The sequence below is a fragment of the Corynebacterium marinum DSM 44953 genome, from assembly GCF_000835165.1.
GTDB lineage: Bacteria > Actinomycetota > Actinomycetes > Mycobacteriales > Mycobacteriaceae > Corynebacterium > Corynebacterium marinum.
In genome coordinates this window covers 2,349,212-2,371,799 of sequence record NZ_CP007790.1, presented here as the reverse complement: position 1 = coordinate 2,371,799, position 22,588 = coordinate 2,349,212, and the positions used below count along the sequence as shown (strand labels likewise).

Genomic DNA, 22,588 nt, shown 5'->3' with positions numbered 1-22,588 from the left:
TGCCAGAGAAACCCGCTGCGTCAGCGGCGGACGGAACCCACCTGCCTCAGCACGCCGAAGCGGTGGAGGGTCACCGACACCGCCTGCTCGAGGAGGAAGGGCAGCAGCTCGCGTCGGCCGTCGGCGAGCACGGGCTGGTCGAGGACGACCGACCCCGTCGCGGCTGCGGCCGCGTACAGGGACGGGTCCACCTCGCCGAGGGCGCGCACGCGGCTGCCGGGCGCGAGGTCCGTGCCCTCGAGGACCTCGACACCGACCCCGGCCCGCAGACCGGCCAGCCGCAGGCGCCACAGGTCCCGCTCCCGGGCGCCGGCCCCGACGTGGACGGACAGCGGCTCCGGCAGCGGGCGGTAGCGGAAGATGTTGGCCTCGCTGCGCAGGCCGCTGAGGTCGTGCTCGCGGCCGAACTCCTCGCGCCAGGCGAGTTCGTCGAGCTCGGCCGCCGAGCGCAGCCAGGTGTGATCCTCGGGGGAGAGGTGCGCGGCGGCGTCGGCGAGCAGGTCGGCGACCTCCCGGGTGAGTTCCACCTCGGCGTGGTCGTGGCCGCCGTCCGCCCAGGTCCCCAGCTGGGCGACGTAGTTGGGTCCGCCGGCCTTCGCCCCCGCGCCGATGACGGATTGCTTCCAGCCGCCGAAGGACTGGCGCTGCACAATCGCCCCGGTGATGCCGCGGTTGACGTAGGCGTTGCCCACCTCGACGTTGTCGATCCAGTGGTCGATCTCCGCCCCGTCGAGGGAGTGGATGCCCCCGGTCAGCCCGAATCCGGTGGAGTTCTGCCACTCGATCGCCTCGTCCAGGTTGGCGGCGTGCATGATGCCCAGCACGGGACCGAAGCACTCGTGGGTGTGGTACCAGGACCCCGGGCGCACGTTGTCGCGGATGCCCGGCGACCAGAAGCGGCCCTCCTCGTCGAGCTGTTCCGGCTCCAGCAGCCAGGTCTCCCCGGCGTCGAGGCGGGTCAAGCCGCGGCGCAACTTCTCGCCGGGCGGTTCGATCAGCCCGTTCATGGTGGTGGAGATGTCGGTGCCGGGGCCGACGCGGAGCGTGGCCACGGCGTCGATGAGCTGCGAGCGCAGCCGCTTCGACTCGCCGGCCCGGCCCACGAGGATGACCAGGGAGGACGCCGAACATTTCTGTCCGGAGTGGCCGAACGCGGAGCGGAGGATATCGGCGACCGCCAGGTCAGGGTCCGTGGCCGGGGTGACGATGATCGCGTTCTTGCCCGACGTCTCCGCGCTCAGATTCATCTCCGGGCGCCAGGACCGGAACAGCTCGGCGGTTTCGGTCGCGCCGGTGAGGATGACGTGGTCGACGTCCTCGTGGGAGATCAGCCGCTTTCCGGCGTCCGCCTCGTCCGCGCGGAGGAACTGCACCAGGTCCTCGTCGATCCCGTGGCGGGCCAGGCCGCGGTGCACCGCGTCGACCATCACCTCGGCGCACGCCACGGTCTGGGGCGCGGGTTTGATGATCGCCGCCGAACCGGCGGCCAGGGCGGCGAGGACACCGCCCGCAGGGATGGCGACGGGGAAGTTCCACGGCGGCACGACCACGGTGAGCGCGTGCGGGGTGAACTGCGAGCGCGCCCGGTCCAGGTTGCGGGCGGATTCGGCGTAGTAGGCGGCGAAATCGATCGCCTCCGAGATCTCCGGGTCGGACTGCTCGGCCGTCTTGCCCGCCTCATGCGCCATGACGGTGAGCAGCTCGCCGCGGGCGTCGGCGAGCTCGTCGGCGATGCTCTCGAGCACCTCGGCCCGCCGTTCGCCGCTGAGCTGCGCCCACGCGGGCGCCAGGTCGCGCGCCTTCTGCACCGCCTCATCCACGACGGCCGGATCGGTGATCTCCTCGGCCCGGAGGCGGTGCGGGGACGCGGCCAGGGCGTCCAGTGCCCACGCGCGGTTGGCGCGCAGCGCCGGGTCGGTGTCCGGCTCGTTCTCGAAGCGCCCCGTGCGGGGCGCCTGGCGGCCCTCCTCGTCGCGGCGGTCCTGCCTCCGTCGGGGCTGCGCCGAGGTGCTCTCCCGCTCGGCCACGGCCCGGCGCAGGCCCTGCTCCTGCAGGTCCATCGGGCTCGGCGGCTCGATGTCGGGGGCGAACAGCGCGTGGAGGAAGTTCTCCTCCGCGGCATTCTCCTCCAGTCGGCGGACCAGGTAGGACACGGCGACGTCGAAATCCTCGGCGTGCACGACCGGGGTGTAGAGGATCATCCGGCCGATCTCCGCCCGCACCGCGTCCTGCTGGGCGGGTGCCATGCCCTGCAGCATCTCGGCGTCGATCTGGTCGGTCACCCCGCGCGCCAGTGCCAGCTCCCAGGCCAGCGCCACCGTGAAGAGGTTGTGGCTGGCCACGCCGATGCGCACGTTCGCCGCGTGCCCGGGTCGCAGGATGAAGTCGAGGAGGCGGACATAGTTGGCGTCCACCTCCGCCTTGGTGGCGTAGGGGGCCTGTTCCCAGCCGTGGAGCTCGGCCTCGACCTTTTCCATCGAGAGGTTGGCACCTTTGACCAACCGGATCTTGATCGGCGCTCCGCCGGCCGCGACCCGTCCGGCGGCGAACTCCGCCAGCTCCTGCAGGGCGGCGTGGGAGTCAGGGAGGTAGGCCTGCAGGACGATCCCGGCCTTGAGATCGGTGAACTCGGTCTCGCCGAGCAGCTCCGTGAACAACCTGATGGTCAGGCGGAGATCCTTGTACTCCTCCATGTCCAGGTTGACGAAGGTGCCGGAGGCGTGGGCCGCCCGGTACATCGGCCGCAGCTGGTCCTTCAACCGGACGAGGTTGCCCTCCAGGTCCCAGGGGTTGAGCTGGGCGCACAGGCTGGACGCCTTCACCGACACGTAGGTCACCCGCGGATTCTCGATGAGCTGCAGGGTGCGTCCGGCACGGCGGTCTGCCTCTCCGTCGCCCAGCACGGCCTCGCCGAGCAGGTTGAGGTTGAGGTGGTTTCCGTCCGCGGCAGCCTTGTCCAGCAGCTTGTTCAGTGCCTTGCCGTCGGCGTCGAGGACCAGGTGGCCCACCATCTGACGCATCCGTGCGCGGGCCGCGGGCATGACGACGCCGGGCAGCTTCGGCCCCAGGAGGCCGCCCAGGCGCAGCGCGGCCTGGTTGAGGCGGCCGAGGAAATCCGGCGGCGTGTCCATGCTCCGGAGCGCCTGCGCCGCCGTGCGGTTGTCCTCCGGGCGCATGACCCGGTCGACGAAGTCCATGGTGAACGACACCCCGGCGGGGTCGCGGACCAGGTCGGCGAGGCGTTCGGTCGCCGAGGACCCGTCTCCGCCCGCGCTGGCGCTGAGCCAGGTGCGGGCCCGGTCGACGGCGGGTTCGAGGATGGCTTCGACAGTGGTGTGCTCGGTCATGGGGATCGTCCTTCAGACTTCGGTGGTGTGATGCTGGATCGGCTGGGGGTTGTCAGCCGACCACCGGGGGACGGTCACTGGCGTGGCGGGTGCGGGGCAGCTGCAGGTTCACCGGCTGACACCTTTCTCATGTGGCGGAGCATGGGTGTCGCCCCGCGATGTGATGTGGATCTCTACCGGGCCAGTATAGGGGCAGCGCAGGGACGGTGTGCGCCAGGGTTGGGGGGCTGGCCCGCCCGTGGTCTGGTTGGATGTGCCGCATGCATGTCCTCGCGTTCTCCACGGTGCCCAGGCTCGCCCCCGACGTCGGTGCGGAAGAGGTGTTCACCCGGCCGCAGGAGATCGGGCAGTTGATCGGCGATTCGCTCAACGACCTCGCGGAGGCGGGCCTGACCGTCACCGGGCCGTCCGTGACGCAGGTCCACCCGTTGACCCGCCACATCTCCCGCTCGGCCGCGATCTACCGCTTCGAGCGCGACAGCGGGTACACCGCGCGCCGGCTGGCCGAGTTTGCGCCCTGGGCGCAGGCGCACAATCTGGTGTTCCGGGTGGGCAACGGACCGTTCCGGAACATGGACGGGGAGAACCTCGCGGCGCCCGGGAACGAAGTCAAGGTGCCCGTGCACGTCGACGCGTACCGGCGCCGAGTGAGGAATCTCCGTTCCCTGCGGCAGGCTGGCCTGGAGCTCGACGAGGGAATTCCGGTCATTCCCGCCGAGGCAGAGGTTCAACTGCGTGACCCTGCCGAGGCCGTCTACCGCATCGGCGCGCTATCAGTGGTGGCGGTGACCGCCGCGCACCTGCTCGACGGGACATTCCATCCGGCGGACGACGTGATCGCGGAGCTCCGGCTCGTCGGTCCGGCGCTGACCCCTCTGGAGCGAGGCTTCCTCGACGACGTCGGCCGGGCCCGCCGCCAGCTTTTCGACGCCGCCGACCGCCCCCGCATCCCCGCCCCGCTGCGGAGGCGGGCCGCCCTGCTGGGGCGCTCCCGCCATGCGGTCGAGGCGCTGTGCTGGGCGCTGCAGCTCGACGACCTCCCGCCCGCCCGGACACGGGCGTGGGATTTCGAGCCGGGGGTGTGGCGGTCGGGGGCGTCGGCGGCCGCAGGGGCACGTGTGCTCGAGCGGGGTACGGCGGCGCTGCTGGCGCAGTCTCCGGGCCTGCGGGGGGCCACGCCCCTGTTGGAGGCGTTCGACCTCGCCCACATCCTGCACCACGGACTGTCCGCGGAGGAGGGGGAGGGTGAGTTGCCCGAGATCGCCGAACAGTGGACGAGGGCGATGGCGTGGTTGTTCGCGCCGGCGCGGACGTGGGGAGAGGCAGATCGACTCCTCTGAGCAGCGGAAACAAGAAACTTGAGCCGAGCGGGAACAACTTTGCGGAGCCGTCCGTTGAGAGGGATGTAGGCTTGAGTGAAGCCGACTCAAGGTATCTGCTACGGTAGGTGCCGGAAGTTGAGCCTTGAGCTGTCAACTTAGGTGAAACCCGCACAACAGGAGGAAACACATTATGGGACGAGCAGTAGGAATTGACCTCGGAACCACCAACTCGGTGGTCTCCGTTCTCGAGGGTGGCGAGGCCACCGTTATCGCCAACTCCGAGGGTGCCCGGACGACCCCGTCCGTCGTCGCCTTCGCCAAGAACGGCGAGGTCCTGGTCGGCCAGTCCGCCAAGAACCAGGCGGTCACCAACGTCGACCGCACCATCCGGTCCGTCAAGCGCCACATCGGCACGGACTGGTCCGTCGACATCGACGACAAGAAGTACACCGCGCAGGAGATCTCCGCCCGCACCCTGATGAAGCTGAAGCGCGATGCTGAGGCATACCTGGGCGAGGAGATCACCGACGCCGTGATCACCGTCCCCGCCTACTTCGAGGACGCCCAGCGCCAGGCCACCAAGGAGGCCGGCCAGATCGCGGGCCTCAACGTCCTGCGTATCGTCAACGAGCCCACCGCGGCCGCTCTCGCCTACGGCCTGGAGAAGGGCGACAAGGAGCAGACCATCCTCGTCTTCGACCTGGGCGGCGGCACCTTCGACGTCTCCCTGCTGGAGATCGGCGACGGCGTCGTCGAGGTCCGCGCCACCGCCGGCGACAACCGCCTCGGCGGCGACGACTGGGACCAGCGCGTGGTCGACTGGCTGGTGGAGAAGTTCAAGTCCTCCAACGGCATCGACCTGACCAAGGACAAGATGGCCCTGCAGCGTCTGCGCGAGGCCGCGGAGAAGGCCAAGATCGAGCTCTCCGCCTCCCAGCAGGCCAACATCAACCTGCCTTACATCACCGTCGACTCCGACAAGAACCCGCTGTTCCTGGACGAGACCCTGTCCCGCACCGAGTTCCAGAAGATCACCCAGGACCTGCTGGACCGCACCAAGGAGCCTTTCAACCAGGTCATCAAGGACTCCGGCATGTCCGTCGCGGACATCGACCACGTGGTCCTCGTCGGCGGCTCCACCCGTATGCCCGCCGTCACCGACCTGGTCAAGGAACTGACCGGCGGCCGTGAGCCGAACAAGGGTGTCAACCCGGATGAGGTCGTCGCCGTCGGCGCCGCTCTGCAGGCCGGCGTTCTGCGCGGCGAGGTCAAGGACGTCCTGCTTCTCGACGTCACCCCGCTCTCCCTCGGCATCGAGACCAAGGGCGGCGTGATGACCAAGCTCATCGAGCGCAACACCACCATCCCGACCAAGCGTTCCGAGACCTTCACCACCGCCGAGGACAGCCAGCCCTCCGTGCAGATCCAGGTCTTCCAGGGCGAGCGCGAGATGGCCGCGGCCAACAAGCTGCTCGGTTCCTTCGAGCTCGGCGGCATCGCCCCGGCTCCGCGCGGCGTGCCGCAGATCGAGGTCACCTTCGACATCGACGCCAACGGCATCGTCCACGTCACCGCCAAGGACAAGGGCACCGGCAAGGAGAACACGATCAAGATCCAGGACGGCTCCGGCCTGTCCCAGGAGGAGATCGACCGGATGGTCAAGGACGCGGAGCTTCACGCGGAGGAGGACAAGAAGCGCCGCGAGGAGCAGGAGACCCGCAACAACGCGGAGTCCATGGTCTACCAGACCCGCAAGTTCGTGGAGGAGAACTCCGAGAAGGTCTCCGAGGACATCAAGACCAAGGTTGAGGAAGCCGCGAAGGCCGTCGAAGAGGCGCTCAAGGGCGAGGATCTCGAGGCCATCAAGGCCGCCGTGGAGAAGCTCTCCACGGAGTCCCAGGAGATGGGCAAGGCCATCTACGAGGCCGACGCCAACGCGGGCGCCACCCAGGCGCAGGCCGGGGATGACGCCACCTCCGCCGACGACAACGTCGTCGACGCCGAGGTCGTCGAGGACGAGACCGGCACCGAGGAGGAGAAGAAGTAGTGACTGACCCCAACCCGATGCCCGACAACCCGGGCGATCCGGAGCACACCGACCCGGAGGCGACCTCGGCGGACCGCGCCGAGGCGGCCGCCGAGGAGGCCGCCCGGGGCCAGGACGCCGACCCGGAGGCGGACCCCGCGCCGGAGGCCACCCCCGAAACCGAGGCCGAAATCGACGCCGAACTCGAGGCGGAGATCGAGGCGGCACTCGCCGATGTCGACCCCGACGCCGACGGTGACGGCGTGGTCACCGACGTCGAGGCGCAGCTCGCCGAACGGACCGAGGACCTGCAGCGCCTGAGCGCCGAGTACGCCAACTACCGCCGGCGCACCGAGCGCGACCGCCAGGGCATCATCGACGCCGCCAAGGCGTCGGTGCTGACCAGCCTGCTGCCGATCCTCGACGACCTGGAGCTGGCCCGCCAGCACGGTGACCTGGACAACGGGCCGCTGAAGGTCTTCGCCGACAAGTTCACCACCACCGTCGAAGGGCTGAAACTGGAGTCCTTCGGCGAGGAGGGCGAGAGCTTCGACCCGGAGATCCACGAGGCCGTCCAGGACCTGTCCACCGGCGAGGAGAAGGCGCTGGGCACCGTCCTGCGCCGCGGCTACCGCTTCGGCGACCGGGTGGTCCGCAATGCGATGGTCATCATCGCAGACCCTGTCGACCCGGCGGACTCCGCCGAATAACCCGGGAGACACCTCCCGACCCGCACCGCCGCCCGAGACGCACCTCCAGCCGCCCTCGGGCGGCGGCGCACCCTTTTAGTTAGCTTTAGACGACGACAAAAACTAATTAGCAGCACCCGAGAACAACTCACTCAGAAAGGAGGAGATGCCCAGTGGCCGTTCAACGCGAATGGGCAGACAAGAACTACTACGCGGATCTGGGGGTCTCCTCATCCGCCTCCGCCGAGGACATCAAGAAGGCCTACCGCAAGCTCGCCCGGGAGAACCACCCGGACAAGAATCCCGGGGACAAGGCCGCCGAGGAGCGCTTCAAGAAGGCGGCCGAGGCCTACGATGTCGTCGGCGACGACGCCAAGCGCAAGGAATACGACGAGCTGAAGTCGATGCTCCGCTCCGGCGGAGGCTTCGGCGGCTTCGGCGGAGGCGGAGGTGCCGGATTCCCCGGCGGGTTTCGCCAGACGGAGGACTTCGACGCCTCGGACATCTTCGGAAGAGGATCCGGTGGAGGATTTTCTGCGGACAGCGGTCTGGGCGATATCTTCGGTGGCCTTTTCAACCGCGGCGGCGGTCCTCGCCCAACAGCTCGGCCGACGCGGGGGGCGGACGTCGAAACGGACATCACCCTTGACTTCCGCGAAGCGGCCAAGGGCACGACGATCCCGCTCCAGCTGACCGGCGACGCCCCCTGCAACACCTGCCACGGCTCCGGCTCGAAGTCGGGCAACCCGACGACCTGCTCCGTCTGCCACGGCTCCGGATTCACCTCCGAGAACCGCGGCGCCTTCGGGTTCTCCGCACCGTGCACCAACTGCGGCGGCAGCGGCCAGGTGATCACCGACCCGTGCACCACCTGTCACGGATCCGGCACCGTCCGGCGCACCCGCCAGCTCACCGTCCGTATCCCGGCCGGCGTCATAGACGGCCAGAAGGTGCGCCTGGCGGGCCAGGGCGAGGCGGGGCCGCAGGGCAAACCCGCCGGCGACCTCTTCGTCACCGTGCACGTGCGCGCTGACAAGGTGTTCACCCGTTCGGGCGACGACCTCGAGGTCGCCGTGCCGGTCTCCTTCGCCGAGCTGGCCCTCGGCGACACCATCACGGTCCCGACTCTCGACGCCCCCGTCAAGGTCAAGGTCCCCGCCGGCACGCCCGACGGCCGGACTCTGCGGGTCCGCGGCCGGGGGGTGCCCAAGAGCGGCGGCAACGCCGGTGACCTGCTGGTTACCGTCGAGGTGGCGGTCCCGAGGAATCTCGACGCCGCCGCCACCAGCGCCCTGCGCACCTACGCGCAGGCGGAGAAGGACTCCGGCTTCAACCCGCGGGCCGGGTGGGCCGGGAACAAGTGACGAGCGAGCAGCGCGGAAGGAGGTGTATGACCCGTGATCGGTGACAGGGACAAGTCGTCGACGGAGGAGCTGGGCGAGGTGTTCGTCATTTCGGTGGCGGCGGAGCTGGCCGGCATGCACGCCCAGACCCTGCGCACCTACGACCGCATGGGCCTGGTCACTCCGCGGCGGACCACCGGCGGCGGTCGCCGCTACTCCCGCAAGGACGTGGACCTGCTGCGCCGGATCCAGCAGCTCTCCCAGGAGGAGGGCGTGAACCTGGCCGGCATTAAAGCGATCATCGAGCTCTCCGAGGAGAACGAACGCCTCCGCGGGGAGGTCGAGGAGCTCCGCGAGGAGAGGGAGCGCCTGCTCACCCGCGTCGGTGTGCGGGGCGGGGAGCTGGTCCACGTGCCGCGTTCCACCGCGCTCGTGATGTGGGAGCCCCGCCGGGTTCGGCGGCGCCGCCACTTCTGAGCCCGCAGTGTCGCGGCACCGCAGCTTCCCAACGCCCGCGGCCGCCCCCTGGGAGGGGGTGGCCGCGGGCGTCGGTCGTGAAGTGAATCTCCAGCGGACAAAGACTGTGAAGTTTGCTGGTTGACCCCTTCGCAAAGGGGGCGGCCAAAACTTCGCAATAGTGGCGCTGGTCACAGTAAGGTGTGGTGGCAGACCTCCCATCCCTGTGAAAGGAACATCCGCCATGACTGTCTACGCCAACCCCGGTACCGAGGGTTCGATCGTCAATTACCGCGACCGCTACGAGAACTTCATCGGAGGAGAGTGGGTCGCCCCCGTCGACGGCGAGTACATGGACAACATCACCCCGGTCACCGGTGAGGTGTTCTGCCAGGTCGCCCGCGGCAAGGCCGCCGACATCGAGCTGGCCCTCGACGCCGCCCACAAGGCCGCCCCCGCGTGGGGTAAGACACCCGCCGCCGAGCGTGCCCTGATCCTGCACCGCATCGCCGACCGCATCGAGGAGCACCTCGAGGAGATCGCCGTCGCCGAGACCTGGGACAACGGCAAGGCCGTCCGGGAGACGCTCGCCGCCGACCTCCCGCTCGCCGTCGACCATTACCGCTACTTCGCCGGCGCCCTGCGCGCGCAGGAGGGCCGCCTCTCCCAGCTCGACGAGAACACCGTGGCCTACCACTTCAACGAGCCACTGGGCGTCGTCGCGCAGATCATCCCGTGGAACTTCCCCATCCTCATGGCCACCTGGAAGATCGCCCCCGCCCTGGCCGCCGGCAACGCCATCGTGCTCAAGCCCGCGGAGCAGACCCCGGCCTCCCTTCTCTACCTCGTGGAGAAGATCGCCGACCTCCTGCCGCCCGGCGTCCTCAACATCGTCAACGGCCTCGGCGAAGAAGCCGGCGTGGCACTGTCGTCCTCGGACCGCATCGCGAAGATCGCCTTCACCGGTTCCACCGGCGTGGGCAAGATCATCAACAAGGCCGCCGCGGACAAGATCATCCCCGTCACCCTCGAGCTGGGCGGCAAGTCCCCGTCCATCTTCTTCCCGGACGTCATGGACAAGGACGACGCCTTCCGGGACAAGGTGCTCGAGGGTTTCGCCATGTTCGCGCTCAACCAGGGCGAGATCTGCACCTGCCCCTCCCGCGCGCTCGTCCACGAGTCCATCGCCGACGAGTTCCTGTCGCTGGGCGTGGAGCGCGTGAACCGCATCAAGAAGGGCAACCCCCTCGACACCGACGTCCAGATGGGCGCGCAGGCCTCCCAGGAGCAGATGGACAAGATCTCCGGCTACCTGGAGCTCGGCCCGCAGGAGGGCGCCGAAACCCTCACCGGCGGCAAGATCAACCAGATCGAGGGCCTGGACAACGGTTTCTACATCGAGCCGACCGTGTTCAAGGGCACCAACGACATGCGCATCTTCCAGGAGGAGATCTTCGGGCCGGTCCTCTCGGTGGTCACCTTCAAGGACTATGACGAGGCCATCCACATCGCCAACGACACCAACTTCGGTCTCGGTGCCGGCGTGTGGGCCCGCAACGGCAACATCGCCTACCGCGCCGGCCGCGACATCCAGGCCGGCCGTGTCTGGGTGAACCAGTACCACGCCTACCCGGCGCACTCCGCCTTCGGCGGGTACAAGGAGTCCGGCATCGGCCGTGAGAACCACCTCATGATGCTGGCGCACTACCAGCAGACCAAGAACCTCCTCGTCTCCTATTCGGAAGACGCCATGGGATTCTTCTGATCCGCCAGGCCCCTCAGCCGCGCCAGGAACCGGGGATCCTCCCAGTAGCTGCCGTGGTTTCCCGAGGGGTCGCCCGGCCACACCTGCGCCCCGAACCCCGGGGACGTGGGATCCGGCCCGTGGACGCCCGCCCCCTCCGTCACGGTCAACGCGATCGGGTCGGAGGGGTTCGTCATGGCGTGGACCTGCGGGTGATCCCCGAGCAGCGTCAACTGCCCGGCGTGGTCGACCCCGGCGCCCGGGCTGCCGATGAGTACCAGGTCATCCGCGTACAGGCCCCCGCCTCGCGACGCCGCCGCCCCCGCCACCACCGAGCCGTAGCTGTGCCCGACCACCACACGCCGCTGGTCCGGGAAACGGCGCGCCAGTTCGCGCTGGAAGGCCTGCAGCTCGGCGCCCGCCGCCCGGGCCGGTTCCTGCGCGAGGGCGCGCCCCACGCTGCCCGGCGCCGGGTAACCGAGCCACAGCACCGCCGCCCCGCCGGTGGCCGCCGCGACGGTGCGGGCCCGGTCCAGGTGGGCCGGCAGGTGGGCGGGGTCCGAGGAGCCGACCCCGGCGACGATTGTGGTCACCGAAGCGGCCGACGCCAGGTCGCCGACGGCCGCCACCAGCCGCCCGTCGGCGGATTCCAGGACCTGCACGTCGGGGTGCTCGGGGACGGGGGAGGAGAGCATGTTCAGTTCGTGGACGGCCGCCAGGTCCAGGTCCGGGGTGTCCGACAACCTGGCCGGGGTCTCATCCGGGATGGGTGTGCACAACAGGTCGATCTGCCGGGCGCACGTGTAATCCAGCACGTCGCCGAGCGCGCGCAGATCCCGCAGCAGGAGGGCGGCCAGGGGAGCGGCCCCCGTGACGTGGTCGGCCAGGGCGAGGGCCCGGCGGGCGGCGGCGTCCAGTTCTTCCCGGAGTCCGGCCGTCATGGACAGCACCTGGGCGACCCGCAGCATCTGCTCCGGTGGCAGGGTCATCGGCCGCACCAGGGTGTGCAGGCGGGCGACGGCCGTGTCCGCCGCCTCGCCGCGGAACCCGGCGGCCGGCAGGGCGTCGACGTTCCGTGACAGCCAGTCGGTCTGCGCGGTGAGCCAGTCGGCGTCCACGGTAAGCAGATGCGCTGCGTGGCGCAACGAGGGGGCGTCGGCGAGCATCAGGGCTCCAGGGTGTCGAGTTCCCGCACCCGGCCGGTGAAGACGCGGACTTCCTGGACGTGCCCGTGCAGGGCATCGTCGGCCCGGCGGTGGGCGTCGGTCCAGGACCGCGCGGCCCGCTGCAGGGCCGAAGAGGTGCGCGAACCCGGCGGCAGCGACGGCGGCGACGGATCCGACGTGCGGCGCAGCAGGGAGGACAGGTGGTCGACGGCGGCGGAGGTGATCTGCATGCTCTTCATGCCGCCAGTGTGGGGCGGCCCGGGCCGCCCGCCAACCCGGGCCGCGTGGGCCTGTGGATAACCGCCCCTTATCCACATAGTGTGGGTGCCATGCGAATCGGAATCGTGCAGCTCACCTCTGGTGAAGATATTGTCGGTAATTTGGCGCTCGCCAAGGACAAGATCCGTGAGGCCGCCGGACGCGGAGCCCGGCTTATCGTACTCCCCGAGGCCGCCAGCCAGTCCTTCGACAGCGGCCGGCTGGACACGCAGGCCCAGGACCTCGACGGCACCTACGCCACGGGCCTGCGGGAACTCGCCGGGGAACTCGGCGTCACGGTTGTCGCCGGTATGTTCCGGCCGGCCGACACCGTCGAACGCGACGGGAAGACACTCCACCGCGTCTCCAACACCGCCCTGGTCACGGGACCCGGGATCCATCTGGGCTACGACAAGATCCACACCTTCGACGCCTTCGACTACCGCGAGTCCGACACCGTCCGGCCGGGAACCGAGCTGGTGACCTTCGAGGTCGAGGGCGTCACAGTCGGCGTGGCCATCTGCTACGACATCCGCTTCCCCGGGCAGTTCCGTGACCTGGCGCGTGCGGGGGCGCAGGTCATCGTCGTGCCCACCAGCTGGGCGGACGGGCCGGAGAAGCTGTACCAGTGGCGCACGCTCACCGCCGCCCGGGCGCTTGATTCGACGAGCTGGATCGTCGCCGCCGGCCAGGCGCGCCCCGGCGGGCAGGAACTGGCCGGGCAGTCGAGCGGGCCGACGGGCATCGGGCATTCGTGCGTGGTGGGGCCGACGGGGCGTCGGGAAGCGGAGGCGGGCTACGAGCCGGAGATCATTGTCTGCGACCTCGACCCGGCGGAGGTGGACAAGGCGCGGAAATCCCTGCCGGTGCTGTAGACGCGGCTGCCGCGGGCACTACGGGCGCGGCCACTCTTCGGCGCCCTCCCATGCTTCGGCCTGGATGTGGTCCTGCGGGGTGCCGCCGGCGATGAGCGCGGCCACGGTGTCGCCGACCCCCGCGGCGTCACCCGCGACCAGGACGTCGCGGTCGGCCCACGCGCCGTAGGAGGCCACCAGCTCGCCGACGCGGCCGGTCTGCTGCAGGTGCAGGCCCCGCGGGGTGCGCGAGTCCTCGGTCGCGCCGACCCACCAGGCGTCCTCTGCGTGCTCGACCACGGGGACCACCGACAGCCAGGAGCTGACCGCCGCCAGGTTCCACAGGCCCATGAGGTCGTAGAGCTCGCCGGGGTATTCCGCGGCGACGAACAGGTGGACGCGCGGGCGGCGCTCCCAGGCGAGCATGTCGAAGAGTATGGCGCGCAGGGGGGCGAGTCCCGTGCCGTGGGCGATCATGAGGACGTCACGTTCCCCGCTGACCTGCAGCTCGCCGCGGGGGGCGCCGAAGAGCCAGTAGTCGCCGGGTCTGGGTGTGGCCAGGAGCTGGGAGACGTCCGAATCGGGGAGGATCCGGACATGGAACTCCAGCTGGCCGAAATCGTTGGGTGGCAGCGCGGGGGAGAACATTCGCCACACGCCGGGCAGATAGGAGGTGGTCACCGGGAGGTGCTGGCCCGCGCGGTAGGGGACGGGCACGCCCGCTTCGAGCCGCACCACGCTGATGTGCCGGGTGCGGCGCTGCACGCCGAGTACCTCGGCGGAGTACGCCGGCGCCACCCCCTCCAGGTCGGCCTTGCGGGCGGCGTCAGCCATGACGGAGCAGACGGTCTCCAGGGCGCGGGACGCGGCGTCGGCGGCCGGCGCCCCGAGCACCTGCAGGCCGTGGCGCAGGGCCCGGGCGAAGGCGGGGTAGACGTCGGCGGGGAAACCGTGCCGGCGGTGGTCACGGCCCAGCCGGCGCAGCCGCTCGATCAGCTCCGGCGGAAGCGCACCGGTGCGCGGGGTGCGTTCGAGCACCCATGCGCAGGCGTCCGCGAGTTCCAGGTGCGTGTGCCGCAGGGAGAGGGGGAAGACCTGACGGGACTCCAGGACCTCCTGGTAGAGGTGCTGCTGCACCGCGTCCCGGAATTCCCCGCCCCGTTCACGCAGGACCGTTCCGGTGTCGAGAAGGGTCGCCGATTCCATGCCTCCCATTGTGCCTGCCCGGTCAACCGCGGGGCGCGGGCCGGGCGGCCGGCGCCCCGCCACGTCATCGCGCCGCAGGGGCCACCGGGCACCTAGACTGGGCCTCCAACGTCCGCCGACCGTGGGAAGAGCATGGGCATGATCGAATTCGAGAAGGTCAGCAGAACCTATCCGGGTGCGGGCCGGCCGGCCGTCGGGGAGTTCAGCCACCGGGTCCGCCCCGGCACGACGACGGTGTTCGTCGGCCCCTCCGGCTGCGGGAAAACCACCCTGCTGCGGATGGTCAACCGGATGATCTCCCCGGATTCGGGGCGGGTTCTGGTGCGCGGCGAGGATATCGCCGACAGCGATCCCGTCCGGCTGCGCCGGTCCATCGGGTACGTCATGCAGCACTCCGGGCTGTTGCCGCACCGCACGGTGAACGACAACGTGGCGGTGGTCGCCCGACTGAACGGCACGGGGCGCGGCGAAGCCCGCGAGCGCGCCGCCGAGCTGCTCCGGCTCGTCGGCCTGGACCCGGCCCTGGGCTCGCGTTACCCGGCGGAGCTCTCGGGCGGGCAGGCCCAGCGGGTGGGTGTGGCCCGCGGTCTGGTGGCCGACCCGGACATCCTGCTCATGGACGAGCCCTTCGGCGCGGTGGACCCGGTGGTCCGCCGCGGGTTGCAGGAGGAGGTCCTGGCGATCAAGGAATCCATGGGCACGACCATCCTCATGGTCACCCACGACATCGACGAGGCTTTCCTCCTCGGCGACGAGATCGTCCTGCTCGGCGACGCCGCCGCCATCGAGCAGGTCGGCAGAGCCGAGGATTTCATCACCGCCCCCGCCTCGGAGGCGGTCCGGGAGTTCACCGGGGCGGACTCCCGCTTCCTCAGCGTCCGGGAGCACGACGGCAGGCGTATGGTCGTCGACCGGAACGGCCGGGTGCGGGGGGTGTTGGAATGAGGTGGGACTGGGTCTGGGCCAATTCCGGGCGCATCCTCGATCTGGCCTGGGCGCACGTCAATCTCTCCTGGCCGCCGATCCTCGCCTCCTTCCTGCTGGCGTTGCCCGTCGGTTGGTTCGCGCACCGCTACCGTCCCGCCCGGGAGGTGCTGGTGATCGCCGCGGGGCTGCTCTACGTCATCCCCTCGCTGGCGTTGTTCGTGGTGATGCCGCTGCTGCTGGGGACCTCCATCCTCTCCCCGGTCAACGTGATCGCCGCCATGACCCTCTACGGCGTCGCGCTGCAGGTCAGGACCACCGCCGACGCTTTCGACACGGTGCCCGACAGCATCCGGCAGGCCGCCGTGGCCACCGGGTACCGCCCCTGGCGCAGGGTGCTCACGGTCGATCTCCCCCTGGCCGGGCCGACGCTGCTCGCAGGCATCCGGGTGGTTTCGGCCTCGACCATCAGCCTGGTGTCCGTCGGCGCGCTCATCGGCGTGGCTTCGCTGGGCACCCTGTTCACCGAGGGCTTCCAGCGCTCCTTCCCCACGCAGATCCTGGTGGGCCTGGTGGGCACGGTCCTGCTCGCCGTGCTTTTCGACGTCCTCCTGGTCCTCCTCGGACGCCTGCTCATGCCCTGGCGGGGGAGGGTCGGATGAACCAGCTGCAGCAGGCCTGGGAGTACATCGTCGACCCCGCGAACGGGGCATTGATCCTCGAACGGACCCTCGACCACCTCTTCTACACTGCCCTCGCGGTCGGCGTGGCGCTGCTCGTCGCTGTGCCGCTGGGCCTGTGGGTGGGGCACACGCGCCGGGCGGCCGACGGTGTGCTCGCCGTTGCCGGCGCCCTGCGTGCGCTGCCCTCGCTGGGCCTGTTGACCTGGCTGACCGTGGAGCTGAGCGTCGGCGTGCGCATGCCGGTGATCCCGGCGACCATCGTGCTGGTCATTCTCGCGGTGCCGCCGCTGTTGGCGGGTGTGGTGGCGGGCATGGTCTCGGTGCCGCGGTCGGTGGTCGACTCGGCGCGCGCCAGCGGATTCAGCGAACGCCAGATCCTCACCGGGGTGGAGCTTCCCCTGGCCGCCCAGGTCATGGTCGGCGGCCTGCGGTCCTGCGTGGTTCAGGTGCTGGCGACGGCCACGGTGGTCGCCTACATTGGGTTGTCAGGCCTCGGCCGCTATCTCATCGACGGACTGGCCCTGCGGGACTACCCGCAGATGCTGGCGGGCGCCGTGCTGGTCACGGCTCTCGCACTCGTGGTGGATCTCATGCTGGCGGGCCTGCAGAGAACTCTCCGACCACGAGGACGTGCGACATGAAGATCCGTTTGACCACCATCACGGCCGCCACCGCCCTGCTCGGCCTGACGCTCACCGCCTGCTCCTCCTCCGAGGATCCGCTGGCCTCGGACGGCCAGGACACCGGGTCAGACGGCGCGGAGACCATCGTCATCGGCACCGCCAACTTCCCGGAATCCGAGATCATCGGCCAGGTGTGGGCCGCGGCCCTCGAGGACGCGGGTTTCGACGTCGAGGTCAGCTCCGCCATCGGGTCCCGCGAGGTCTACCTCCGCGCCCTGGAGGAAGGCAGCATCGATCTGGTGCCGGAGTACTCGGGCAACCTGGCGCAGTACTACCTGAGCGAATCCGGTTCCGCGGAGCTGGGGGCGGGTTCGGACGCCGATGAGGTCTATGCCGCGCTCGAGGGAGCGCTGCCCGGGGAGCTGGCCGCGGGAGACTACGCGGAGGGCGAGTCGAAGGACTCCTACCGCGTCACCCGCGGGCTGGCGGACGAGTACGGGCTGGCTTCCCTCGGTGACCTGGCCAAGCTCGACCAGGTCCGCGTCGCCGCCAACCCCGAGCTGGCGGAACGCCCCTACGGTCCGCCCGGCCTGACCGAGGTCTACGGCGTTCCGGCGGAGAAGATCACCATGGTGCCCATCTCCGACGGCGGCGGCCCGCTGACGATTGCGGCGCTGACCGAGGGGACCGCCGAGGTGGCGGACATCTACACCACCTCGCCGACCCTGGATGTGTCCGGGAGCGAGGTCGACCTGGTCACCCTCGAGGATCCGGAGCAGCTCATCCTGCCGCAGAACGTCCTCCCGCTCATGCGTGCCGACGCCGTCCCGCAAGAGGCCATCGACGTGATCAACGGCATCAACGAGCACATGACCACCGAGGCCCTGGTGGAGATGAACCTGCGCAACATCGGCGAGGAGAAGGCGGAGGCCCCGGTCATCGCTCGGGACTTCGTCGACGAGAACGCCTGACGAGGTCTCCGGGCTCTCAGTCCTCGGAGACGGTGACCGTGACGGGGATGTTGCCCCGGGTCGCGTTGGAGTACGGGCAAACCTGGTGCGCCGCGTCGGCCAGAGCCTGGGCCTCATCGTGCGGCTGGGCCGGGATGACCACCTCCAGCTCGACCGCGAGGGCGAAACCCTCGCCCTCCTTGCCGATGGAGACCCTGGCTCCGACGGAGGAGTCCCCGAGGTCCTTCTTCTGGGCGCGGGCGACGGCCTGCAGTGCGGAATGGAAGCAGGCCGCGTAGCCGAGCGCGAACAGCTGCTCGGGGTTGGCGCCGTTGCCGCTGCCGCCCATCTCCTCCGGCACCGCGAGGGCGAAGTCGAGGGAGCCGTCGGCGGACCTGACGTTTCCGCTGCGTCCCGCCCCGGTGGCGAGGGATTCGGTCGTGTACAGAGGTTCCATGGTCTTCTCCTTGGGTGCGGCGGGAGCGGGACAGCTGGTGTGTGCGGCCCGCTCGATCGGGTGGGTCCCATCATGCACCACAATTAGATTGTGCGCAAGTTAATTGTGGATAATCAAATTGTGCCGTTTCGGGTATTCTCGAGCGCATGAACGACCATCCCCAGCTCGCCCTCGACAACCAGCTGTGCTTCTCGCTGTACCGGGCGAGCCGCGCCGTGACCCGCGCCTACCAGCCGCTGCTGCAGAATCTCGGCCTGACCTACCCGCAGTACCTGACCATGCTCGTCCTCTGGGAGGACGACCGGCCCCACAGCCTGCAGGAGATCACGCAGAGGCTGGGCCTCGACAGCGGAACGCTCACGCCGGTGTGTCGCCGCCTCGAGCAGGCGGGACTCGTCACTCGGGATCGAGACCCCGTGGACGAGCGGAGGCTGCTCATCGCCCTGACGGACCGGGGCCGCGATCTCAGGCGGGAAGCGGCGGACATCCCGGGGCAGCTGGAACGCCTCTACCGCGTGCCCGGCCTCGATACGGCGGCCCTGAAACAGGCGCTCGACCTGTTGTCCGGGTCCCTGGACTAGTCGATCGGGTAACCCTCCACGGGGCCCTTGTCCGCCGGGATCCAGCCCAGCGCGGGGGCGACGTGCCCGGCGAAGGCCTCCAGGATGGAGACGTTGACCTCCACGCCCATCTGGTTGGGGACGGTGAGCATGAGGGTGTCGGCGGACATCACGGCGGCGTCGGCACGTAGCTGTTCGATGAGCTTGTCCGGCTCCGCGGCGTAGGTGCGGCCGAAGGTGACCGGCGCGCCCTCGCCGAGGGAGCCGATCTGGTCGCGGCCGGTGGCCTGCAGGCCGAAGAGTTCGCGGGAGCGGTCGTCCACGATGGGGAACACCGAGCGGGAAACGGAGACGCGCGGCGTCCAGTCGTGGCCGGCCTCCTTCCACTCCGCGCGGTAGCGGGCGATCTGCTCGGCCTGGATGTCGCCGAGGGAGGAGCCGTCGGCCTCGGAGACGAGCGTGGAGCTCATGAGGTTCACCCCGTCGCGGGCGGCCTGCTCGGCGGTGCCGTGCGAACCGGCGCCCCACCAGATGCGGCGGCGCAGCCCGGGGGCGTGGGGGAAGATCGGCAGCGGCGTGCCGGCCTGGTACATGCGCGGGTACTGCTCCTCGGCGGGGGCGGCGACGGCCACGCCGTAACCGTCGACGGCATGGAGGAAACGCTCGAATTTCTCGCGCGCCATGTCCGCGCCGTTGGGGGTCCCGGCGCTGTAGCCGAAGGACTCCCAGCCGCGCTGGGAGGGCTCCGGCGACCCCCGGGAGACGCCGAGGGCCACGCGGCCGTCGGAAAGCAGGTCGAGGGACGCCGCCTCCTCGGCGAGGTAGAGGGGGTTCTCGTAGCGCATGTCGATGACGCCGGTGCCCACCTCGATGTGCTTCGTTGACCCTGCGACGGCGCCGAGCAGCGGCATCGGGGAGGCGCCCTGCGGGGCGAAGTGGTGGACCCGGAAGTAGGCGCCGTTGACGCCGAGCTCGTCGGCGGCCCGGGCCAGTTCGAGGGCCTGCTTCAGGGTCTGGCCGGCGTCCGGGCCGGGCTGGTTGCCGATGGCGTAGTGGCCGAAACTGAGGAATCCGAATGCTTTCACGCTGCTGATACTACTTTCTGTTCGAGGTGGCGGGCGGCCCGCCGGCCCGCGAGACGGCCCGCGCGGGTGGCGCCGACGGTGGAGGCGGTCGATCCGTAGCCGACGAGCAGGATGCGGGCATCGCGCGCCGGGGTGACCTCGTCGGCCATGCGCACGCCGCCGCCGGGTTCGCGCAGCTTGAGCGGCGCGAGGTGGCGCAGCGACGGGCGGAATCCGGTGTTCCAGAAGATCACGTCCACCTCCAGCGCGGTCCCGGCGGGCAGCGGGTCCCAGGACGCCGGGACCTGCAGCTGCCTGCTTCTCGACGGCCCCAGCCCCTCCGTCCGCGTCCGGTCCGCGGCGCCGAACATGACCCCTCCTTCCGTGACCCGGTCGAACATGCCGCGGGAGACCAGGACGCCGTCCCGGACACCGTCGAGGTACTCGGACCACTGCGGGATACCGGTGGTGCGGACCACGGACGCCGCCGCCCGCCCGGCGTGGGTGCGCTCGCGCACCGCCCTCTCCACCGCGAGGCCCCAGCCGGCGTCGAACTCGCGCCCGGTGAAGTTCGGCGGGCGGCGGGTGGCCCAGACCGTCTCGGTGGCGGGGGCGAGCTCCAGAAGGAACTGAACGGCCGAGAGGCCGCCGCCGACGACCAGGGTGCGCAGGCCGGAGAAGTCCTCCTTCCGGCGGTAGTCCTTCGTGTGCAGCTGGCGGCCGCGGAAGTCGCCGATGCCCGGGACGTACGGGATGTACGGGTTGTCCCACGTGCCGGTGGCATTGAGCACGATGTCGGCCGTGAGTTCGTGGGCGCCGTCCCCGGCGCCGGCAGTGCCCGCGGTGATGCGGAGGGGGGAGGCCGGATCCGGGTCGACGGCTTCGACGCTGGACACGGGTGCGGGCCGGACGACCGCGAGGTGGAACTCGTCCTCGTAGCCGCCGTAGTAGTCGGCGACCAGGGCGGCCGCCGGTGCGGCCGGGTCGGGGTGGGGCATGGGGAGCCCCGGCAGATCGGCGATCCCGTGGGCCCTGCCCAGGGTGAGGGAGTCCCAGCGGTGGCGCCATGCGCCGCCGGGGCCGTCGTTGGCGTCGAGGACGAGGAAATCCCCGTCCGGGCCGGGCCGGAGCCCTCGCCGGTGGAGTTCGTGCGCCGCCGCCAGGCCTGCCTGGCCTGCGCCGATGACCACAGCCCGGTAGTGGCGGTTGAGCACGTCCGAGAACTTCATGGACTTAACCTTATCCCACATTGGTGATGGGTCAACAATATGGCCGACCGGGATGGTCCGGGCATGATCGGGCCTGCAGGATACAGTGAGGGCAGACACATAAAATCGTGCAACGCCCCGGTCTCACCCTGCCCGGGAGGCGTGCAGCACCGGAAGGAAGTGAATAGCGCCGTGGACTACACCCCCTACAGCCTGCTCGTGGACGTCGGATGGATCTCTCTGCTCATGGTTATCGGCAACCTTCTGAGGCGCAAGGTCGGCCTGTTCCAGCGGCTGCTCATGCCGGCCTCGATCACCGCCGGGCTGCTCGGCCTGCTGTTCGGGCCGCAGGTGCTGGGCTGGATCAACTTCTCCGACCAGATCGGCACCTACACCTCGATCCTCATCGCCTTCGTCTTCGCCTCCATGGCGTACTCGATGGACCTCACCCCCTCGGTGCGGACCGGCGCGAAGAACATGTGGTCCTACTCGACCGGCATGTTCATGGGCCAGTGGGGGCTGTTCATCCTCCTGGGCGTGTACCTCTTCCAGCCGGTGTTCGACACCGAGAACTGGTTCGGCATGATGCTGCCGGTCGGCTTCGTCGGCGGCTTCGGCACGGCTGCGGCCGTGGGCACCTCCCTGGAGGAGGCTGGTGCGGTGGCCGCCAGCTCGCTGGGCTTCATGGCTGCGACCGTGGGCACGCTCTCCGCCATCGTCGGCGGCCTCATCTTCACCAGCTGGGGGATCCGTACCGGCCGCACGTCCACCATGCCGAAGAAGCTGCCCTGGGACCTGCGCTCCGGCTACATCGACGACCTCAAGGCGCGGCCGTCGATCGGCAGGGCCACGACCAACCCCTCCGCGATTGAGCCGCTCGCCCTCCACCTGGGCTTCGTCATGCTGACCGTGCTCATCGCCTACCTGGTCAACGGTTTCATCAACGACATCTTCCCCAGCGTCTCCGTCCCGCTCTTCGCCATGTCCTTCGTCATCGGCCTGCTGGGCCGCATCCTGCTGGGGGTCCTGGGGAGGAAGGAGTTCCTGGACAAGGCGACCGTCGGTTCCATGTCCGGCGCGGCCACCGACTACCTCATCGCCTTCGGTGTCGCCTCCATCGTCCCGGCGGCCATCGCCGACTACTGGGTTCCCCTGGTCGTCCTGTTCGTCCTCGGCATCGCCTACTGCCTGTTCGTCTTCTTCGTGCTCTCGCCGGAGTTCTTCGGCGAGAAGTGGCTGGAGCGGGGCATCTTCTCCTGGGGCTGGTCCACCGCTGCCGTCGCCACCGGTATCGCCCTGCTCAAGATCGTCGACCCGAAGCTGAAGTCCGGCACCCTCAACGAGTACGGCGTCGCCTACGTCGGCTTCGCCCCCTTCGAGATCGGCATGACCATCCTCGCCCCCATCGCCGTCATCGTCGGCCTGACCGCCGGGCTCGGCTGGCTGGCGCTGCTCATCGCGCTGGCGGTGCTGCTGGTGCCCATCTTCCTCAAGCGGACGCCGGGCAGGCAGCGGAAGGCGGCCTCGGCGGCGGGCGCGCCGGCCGCCGCGGACGCCTGACAGTCGCGTCGCCCGCGGGGGCGGCGGCTCCCTCCCGGCGGGTCTAAACTTGAGCGTGCACGGCTCAAATATTTTTCCCTTGAGTGGAACAGACTCAACTCTTAAGGCGTTACTACTGTTAGTAGACGAATAAAAGAGAAAGGAAACG

20 protein-coding genes are annotated in these 22,588 nt (G+C 69.9%); 13 read left to right on the top strand and 7 right to left on the bottom strand.

Annotated elements, in window-relative coordinates; translation table 11 throughout:
- Nucleotides 1–20: 20 nt before the first annotated feature.
- Nucleotides 21–3,347 (bottom strand): bifunctional proline dehydrogenase/L-glutamate gamma-semialdehyde dehydrogenase, encoded by a 3,327-nt coding sequence (locus B840_RS11220; RefSeq protein ID WP_042622201.1) that lies wholly within the window; start codon nucleotides 3,345–3,347, stop codon nucleotides 21–23.
- A gap of 260 nt (nucleotides 3,348–3,607) precedes the next feature.
- Here B840_RS11220 and B840_RS12960 point away from each other — a divergent pair, with 260 nt between their 5' ends.
- From B840_RS12960 to exaC, 6 genes are all read left to right on the top strand, one after another.
- Nucleotides 3,608–4,687: a DUF4272 domain-containing protein gene (locus B840_RS12960; RefSeq protein WP_052491186.1), complete on the top strand. Its 1,080-nt coding sequence runs from the start codon at nucleotides 3,608–3,610 to the stop codon at nucleotides 4,685–4,687.
- Nucleotides 4,688–4,859: 172 nt separating this feature from the next.
- Nucleotides 4,860–6,716 carry a molecular chaperone DnaK gene (dnaK, locus tag B840_RS11210; protein ID WP_042622200.1) on the top strand — a complete coding sequence of 619 codons (1,857 nt, stop codon included), beginning with the start codon at nucleotides 4,860–4,862 and terminating at the stop codon, nucleotides 6,714–6,716.
- Nucleotides 6,716–7,405, top strand: a complete 690-nt coding sequence (gene grpE / locus B840_RS11205) for a nucleotide exchange factor GrpE (protein ID WP_042622199.1) — start codon at nucleotides 6,716–6,718, stop codon at nucleotides 7,403–7,405. The genes dnaK and grpE overlap by 1 nt, the downstream gene beginning before the upstream one ends.
- A gap of 152 nt (nucleotides 7,406–7,557) precedes the next feature.
- The gene (dnaJ, locus tag B840_RS11200; protein ID WP_042622198.1) at nucleotides 7,558–8,748 is read left to right on the top strand and encodes a molecular chaperone DnaJ; all 1,191 of its coding nucleotides are present in this window, start codon (nucleotides 7,558–7,560) and stop codon (nucleotides 8,746–8,748) included.
- A gap of 36 nt (nucleotides 8,749–8,784) precedes the next feature.
- Nucleotides 8,785–9,204, top strand: coding sequence for a heat shock protein transcriptional repressor HspR (locus tag B840_RS11195; protein ID WP_042622747.1), 420 nt, complete (start codon nucleotides 8,785–8,787; stop codon nucleotides 9,202–9,204).
- 223 nt (nucleotides 9,205–9,427) lie between these two features.
- On the top strand, nucleotides 9,428–10,948 hold the full coding sequence (exaC, locus tag B840_RS11190; RefSeq protein WP_042622197.1) for an acetaldehyde dehydrogenase ExaC: 1,521 nt from the start codon (nucleotides 9,428–9,430) through the stop codon (nucleotides 10,946–10,948).
- Here the strand turns inward: exaC and B840_RS11185 are convergent.
- Nucleotides 10,918–12,093, bottom strand: coding sequence for an alpha/beta hydrolase (locus tag B840_RS11185; RefSeq protein ID WP_042622196.1), 1,176 nt, complete (start codon nucleotides 12,091–12,093; stop codon nucleotides 10,918–10,920). The two genes, exaC and B840_RS11185, sit on opposite strands and share 31 nt — an antisense overlap.
- Nucleotides 12,093–12,332 carry a hypothetical protein gene (locus B840_RS11180; protein WP_156971909.1) on the bottom strand — a complete coding sequence of 80 codons (240 nt, stop codon included), beginning with the start codon at nucleotides 12,330–12,332 and terminating at the stop codon, nucleotides 12,093–12,095. Before B840_RS11180 ends, B840_RS11185 begins: the two co-directional genes overlap by 1 nt.
- 90 nt (nucleotides 12,333–12,422) lie before the next feature.
- On the opposite strand from B840_RS11180, the gene B840_RS11175 reads away from it, so the two are divergent.
- The gene (locus tag B840_RS11175) at nucleotides 12,423–13,226 is read left to right on the top strand and encodes a carbon-nitrogen hydrolase family protein (protein ID WP_042622194.1); all 804 of its coding nucleotides are present in this window, start codon (nucleotides 12,423–12,425) and stop codon (nucleotides 13,224–13,226) included.
- An 18-nt stretch (nucleotides 13,227–13,244) separates the two neighbouring features.
- On the opposite strand, the gene B840_RS11170 is transcribed toward B840_RS11175, so the two are convergent.
- Nucleotides 13,245–14,411 carry an FAD-binding oxidoreductase gene (locus tag B840_RS11170; RefSeq protein WP_042622193.1) on the bottom strand — a complete coding sequence of 389 codons (1,167 nt, stop codon included), beginning with the start codon at nucleotides 14,409–14,411 and terminating at the stop codon, nucleotides 13,245–13,247.
- 138 nt (nucleotides 14,412–14,549) lie between these two features.
- Here B840_RS11170 and B840_RS11165 point away from each other — a divergent pair, with 138 nt between their 5' ends.
- The 4 genes from B840_RS11165 to B840_RS11150 are packed head-to-tail and all read left to right on the top strand — an operon-like array spanning nucleotide 14,550 to nucleotide 17,612.
- On the top strand, nucleotides 14,550–15,356 hold the full coding sequence (locus B840_RS11165) for an ABC transporter ATP-binding protein (RefSeq protein WP_042622746.1): 807 nt from the start codon (nucleotides 14,550–14,552) through the stop codon (nucleotides 15,354–15,356).
- Nucleotides 15,353–15,997, top strand: coding sequence for an ABC transporter permease (locus B840_RS11160; protein WP_042622192.1), 645 nt, complete (start codon nucleotides 15,353–15,355; stop codon nucleotides 15,995–15,997). Before B840_RS11165 ends, B840_RS11160 begins: the two co-directional genes overlap by 4 nt.
- Nucleotides 15,994–16,659, top strand: a complete 666-nt coding sequence (locus B840_RS11155) for an ABC transporter permease (RefSeq protein ID WP_042622191.1) — start codon at nucleotides 15,994–15,996, stop codon at nucleotides 16,657–16,659. The genes B840_RS11160 and B840_RS11155 overlap by 4 nt, the downstream gene beginning before the upstream one ends.
- Nucleotides 16,656–17,612: an ABC transporter substrate-binding protein gene (locus tag B840_RS11150; RefSeq protein WP_052491185.1), complete on the top strand. Its 957-nt coding sequence runs from the start codon at nucleotides 16,656–16,658 to the stop codon at nucleotides 17,610–17,612. The genes B840_RS11155 and B840_RS11150 overlap by 4 nt, the downstream gene beginning before the upstream one ends.
- A 16-nt stretch (nucleotides 17,613–17,628) precedes the next feature.
- On the opposite strand, the gene B840_RS11145 is transcribed toward B840_RS11150, so the two are convergent.
- Nucleotides 17,629–18,048, bottom strand: coding sequence for an organic hydroperoxide resistance protein (locus B840_RS11145; protein WP_042622190.1), 420 nt, complete (start codon nucleotides 18,046–18,048; stop codon nucleotides 17,629–17,631).
- Nucleotides 18,049–18,194: 146 nt separating this feature from the next.
- Between B840_RS11145 and B840_RS11140 the strand changes: the two genes are divergently transcribed.
- On the top strand, nucleotides 18,195–18,629 hold the full coding sequence (locus tag B840_RS11140; RefSeq protein WP_042622189.1) for a MarR family winged helix-turn-helix transcriptional regulator: 435 nt from the start codon (nucleotides 18,195–18,197) through the stop codon (nucleotides 18,627–18,629).
- On the opposite strand, the gene B840_RS11135 is transcribed toward B840_RS11140, so the two are convergent.
- Both B840_RS11135 and B840_RS11130 read right to left on the bottom strand, forming a co-directional pair.
- The gene (locus B840_RS11135; RefSeq protein ID WP_042622188.1) at nucleotides 18,626–19,693 is read right to left on the bottom strand and encodes an LLM class flavin-dependent oxidoreductase; all 1,068 of its coding nucleotides are present in this window, start codon (nucleotides 19,691–19,693) and stop codon (nucleotides 18,626–18,628) included. The two genes, B840_RS11140 and B840_RS11135, sit on opposite strands and share 4 nt — an antisense overlap.
- Nucleotides 19,690–20,901, bottom strand: coding sequence for an NAD(P)-binding domain-containing protein (locus tag B840_RS11130; RefSeq protein ID WP_042622187.1), 1,212 nt, complete (start codon nucleotides 20,899–20,901; stop codon nucleotides 19,690–19,692). Before B840_RS11130 ends, B840_RS11135 begins: the two co-directional genes overlap by 4 nt.
- A 171-nt stretch (nucleotides 20,902–21,072) precedes the next feature.
- On the opposite strand from B840_RS11130, the gene B840_RS11125 reads away from it, so the two are divergent.
- The gene (locus tag B840_RS11125) at nucleotides 21,073–22,440 is read left to right on the top strand and encodes a sodium/glutamate symporter (RefSeq protein WP_042622186.1); all 1,368 of its coding nucleotides are present in this window, start codon (nucleotides 21,073–21,075) and stop codon (nucleotides 22,438–22,440) included.
- Nucleotides 22,441–22,588 lie beyond the last annotated feature (148 nt).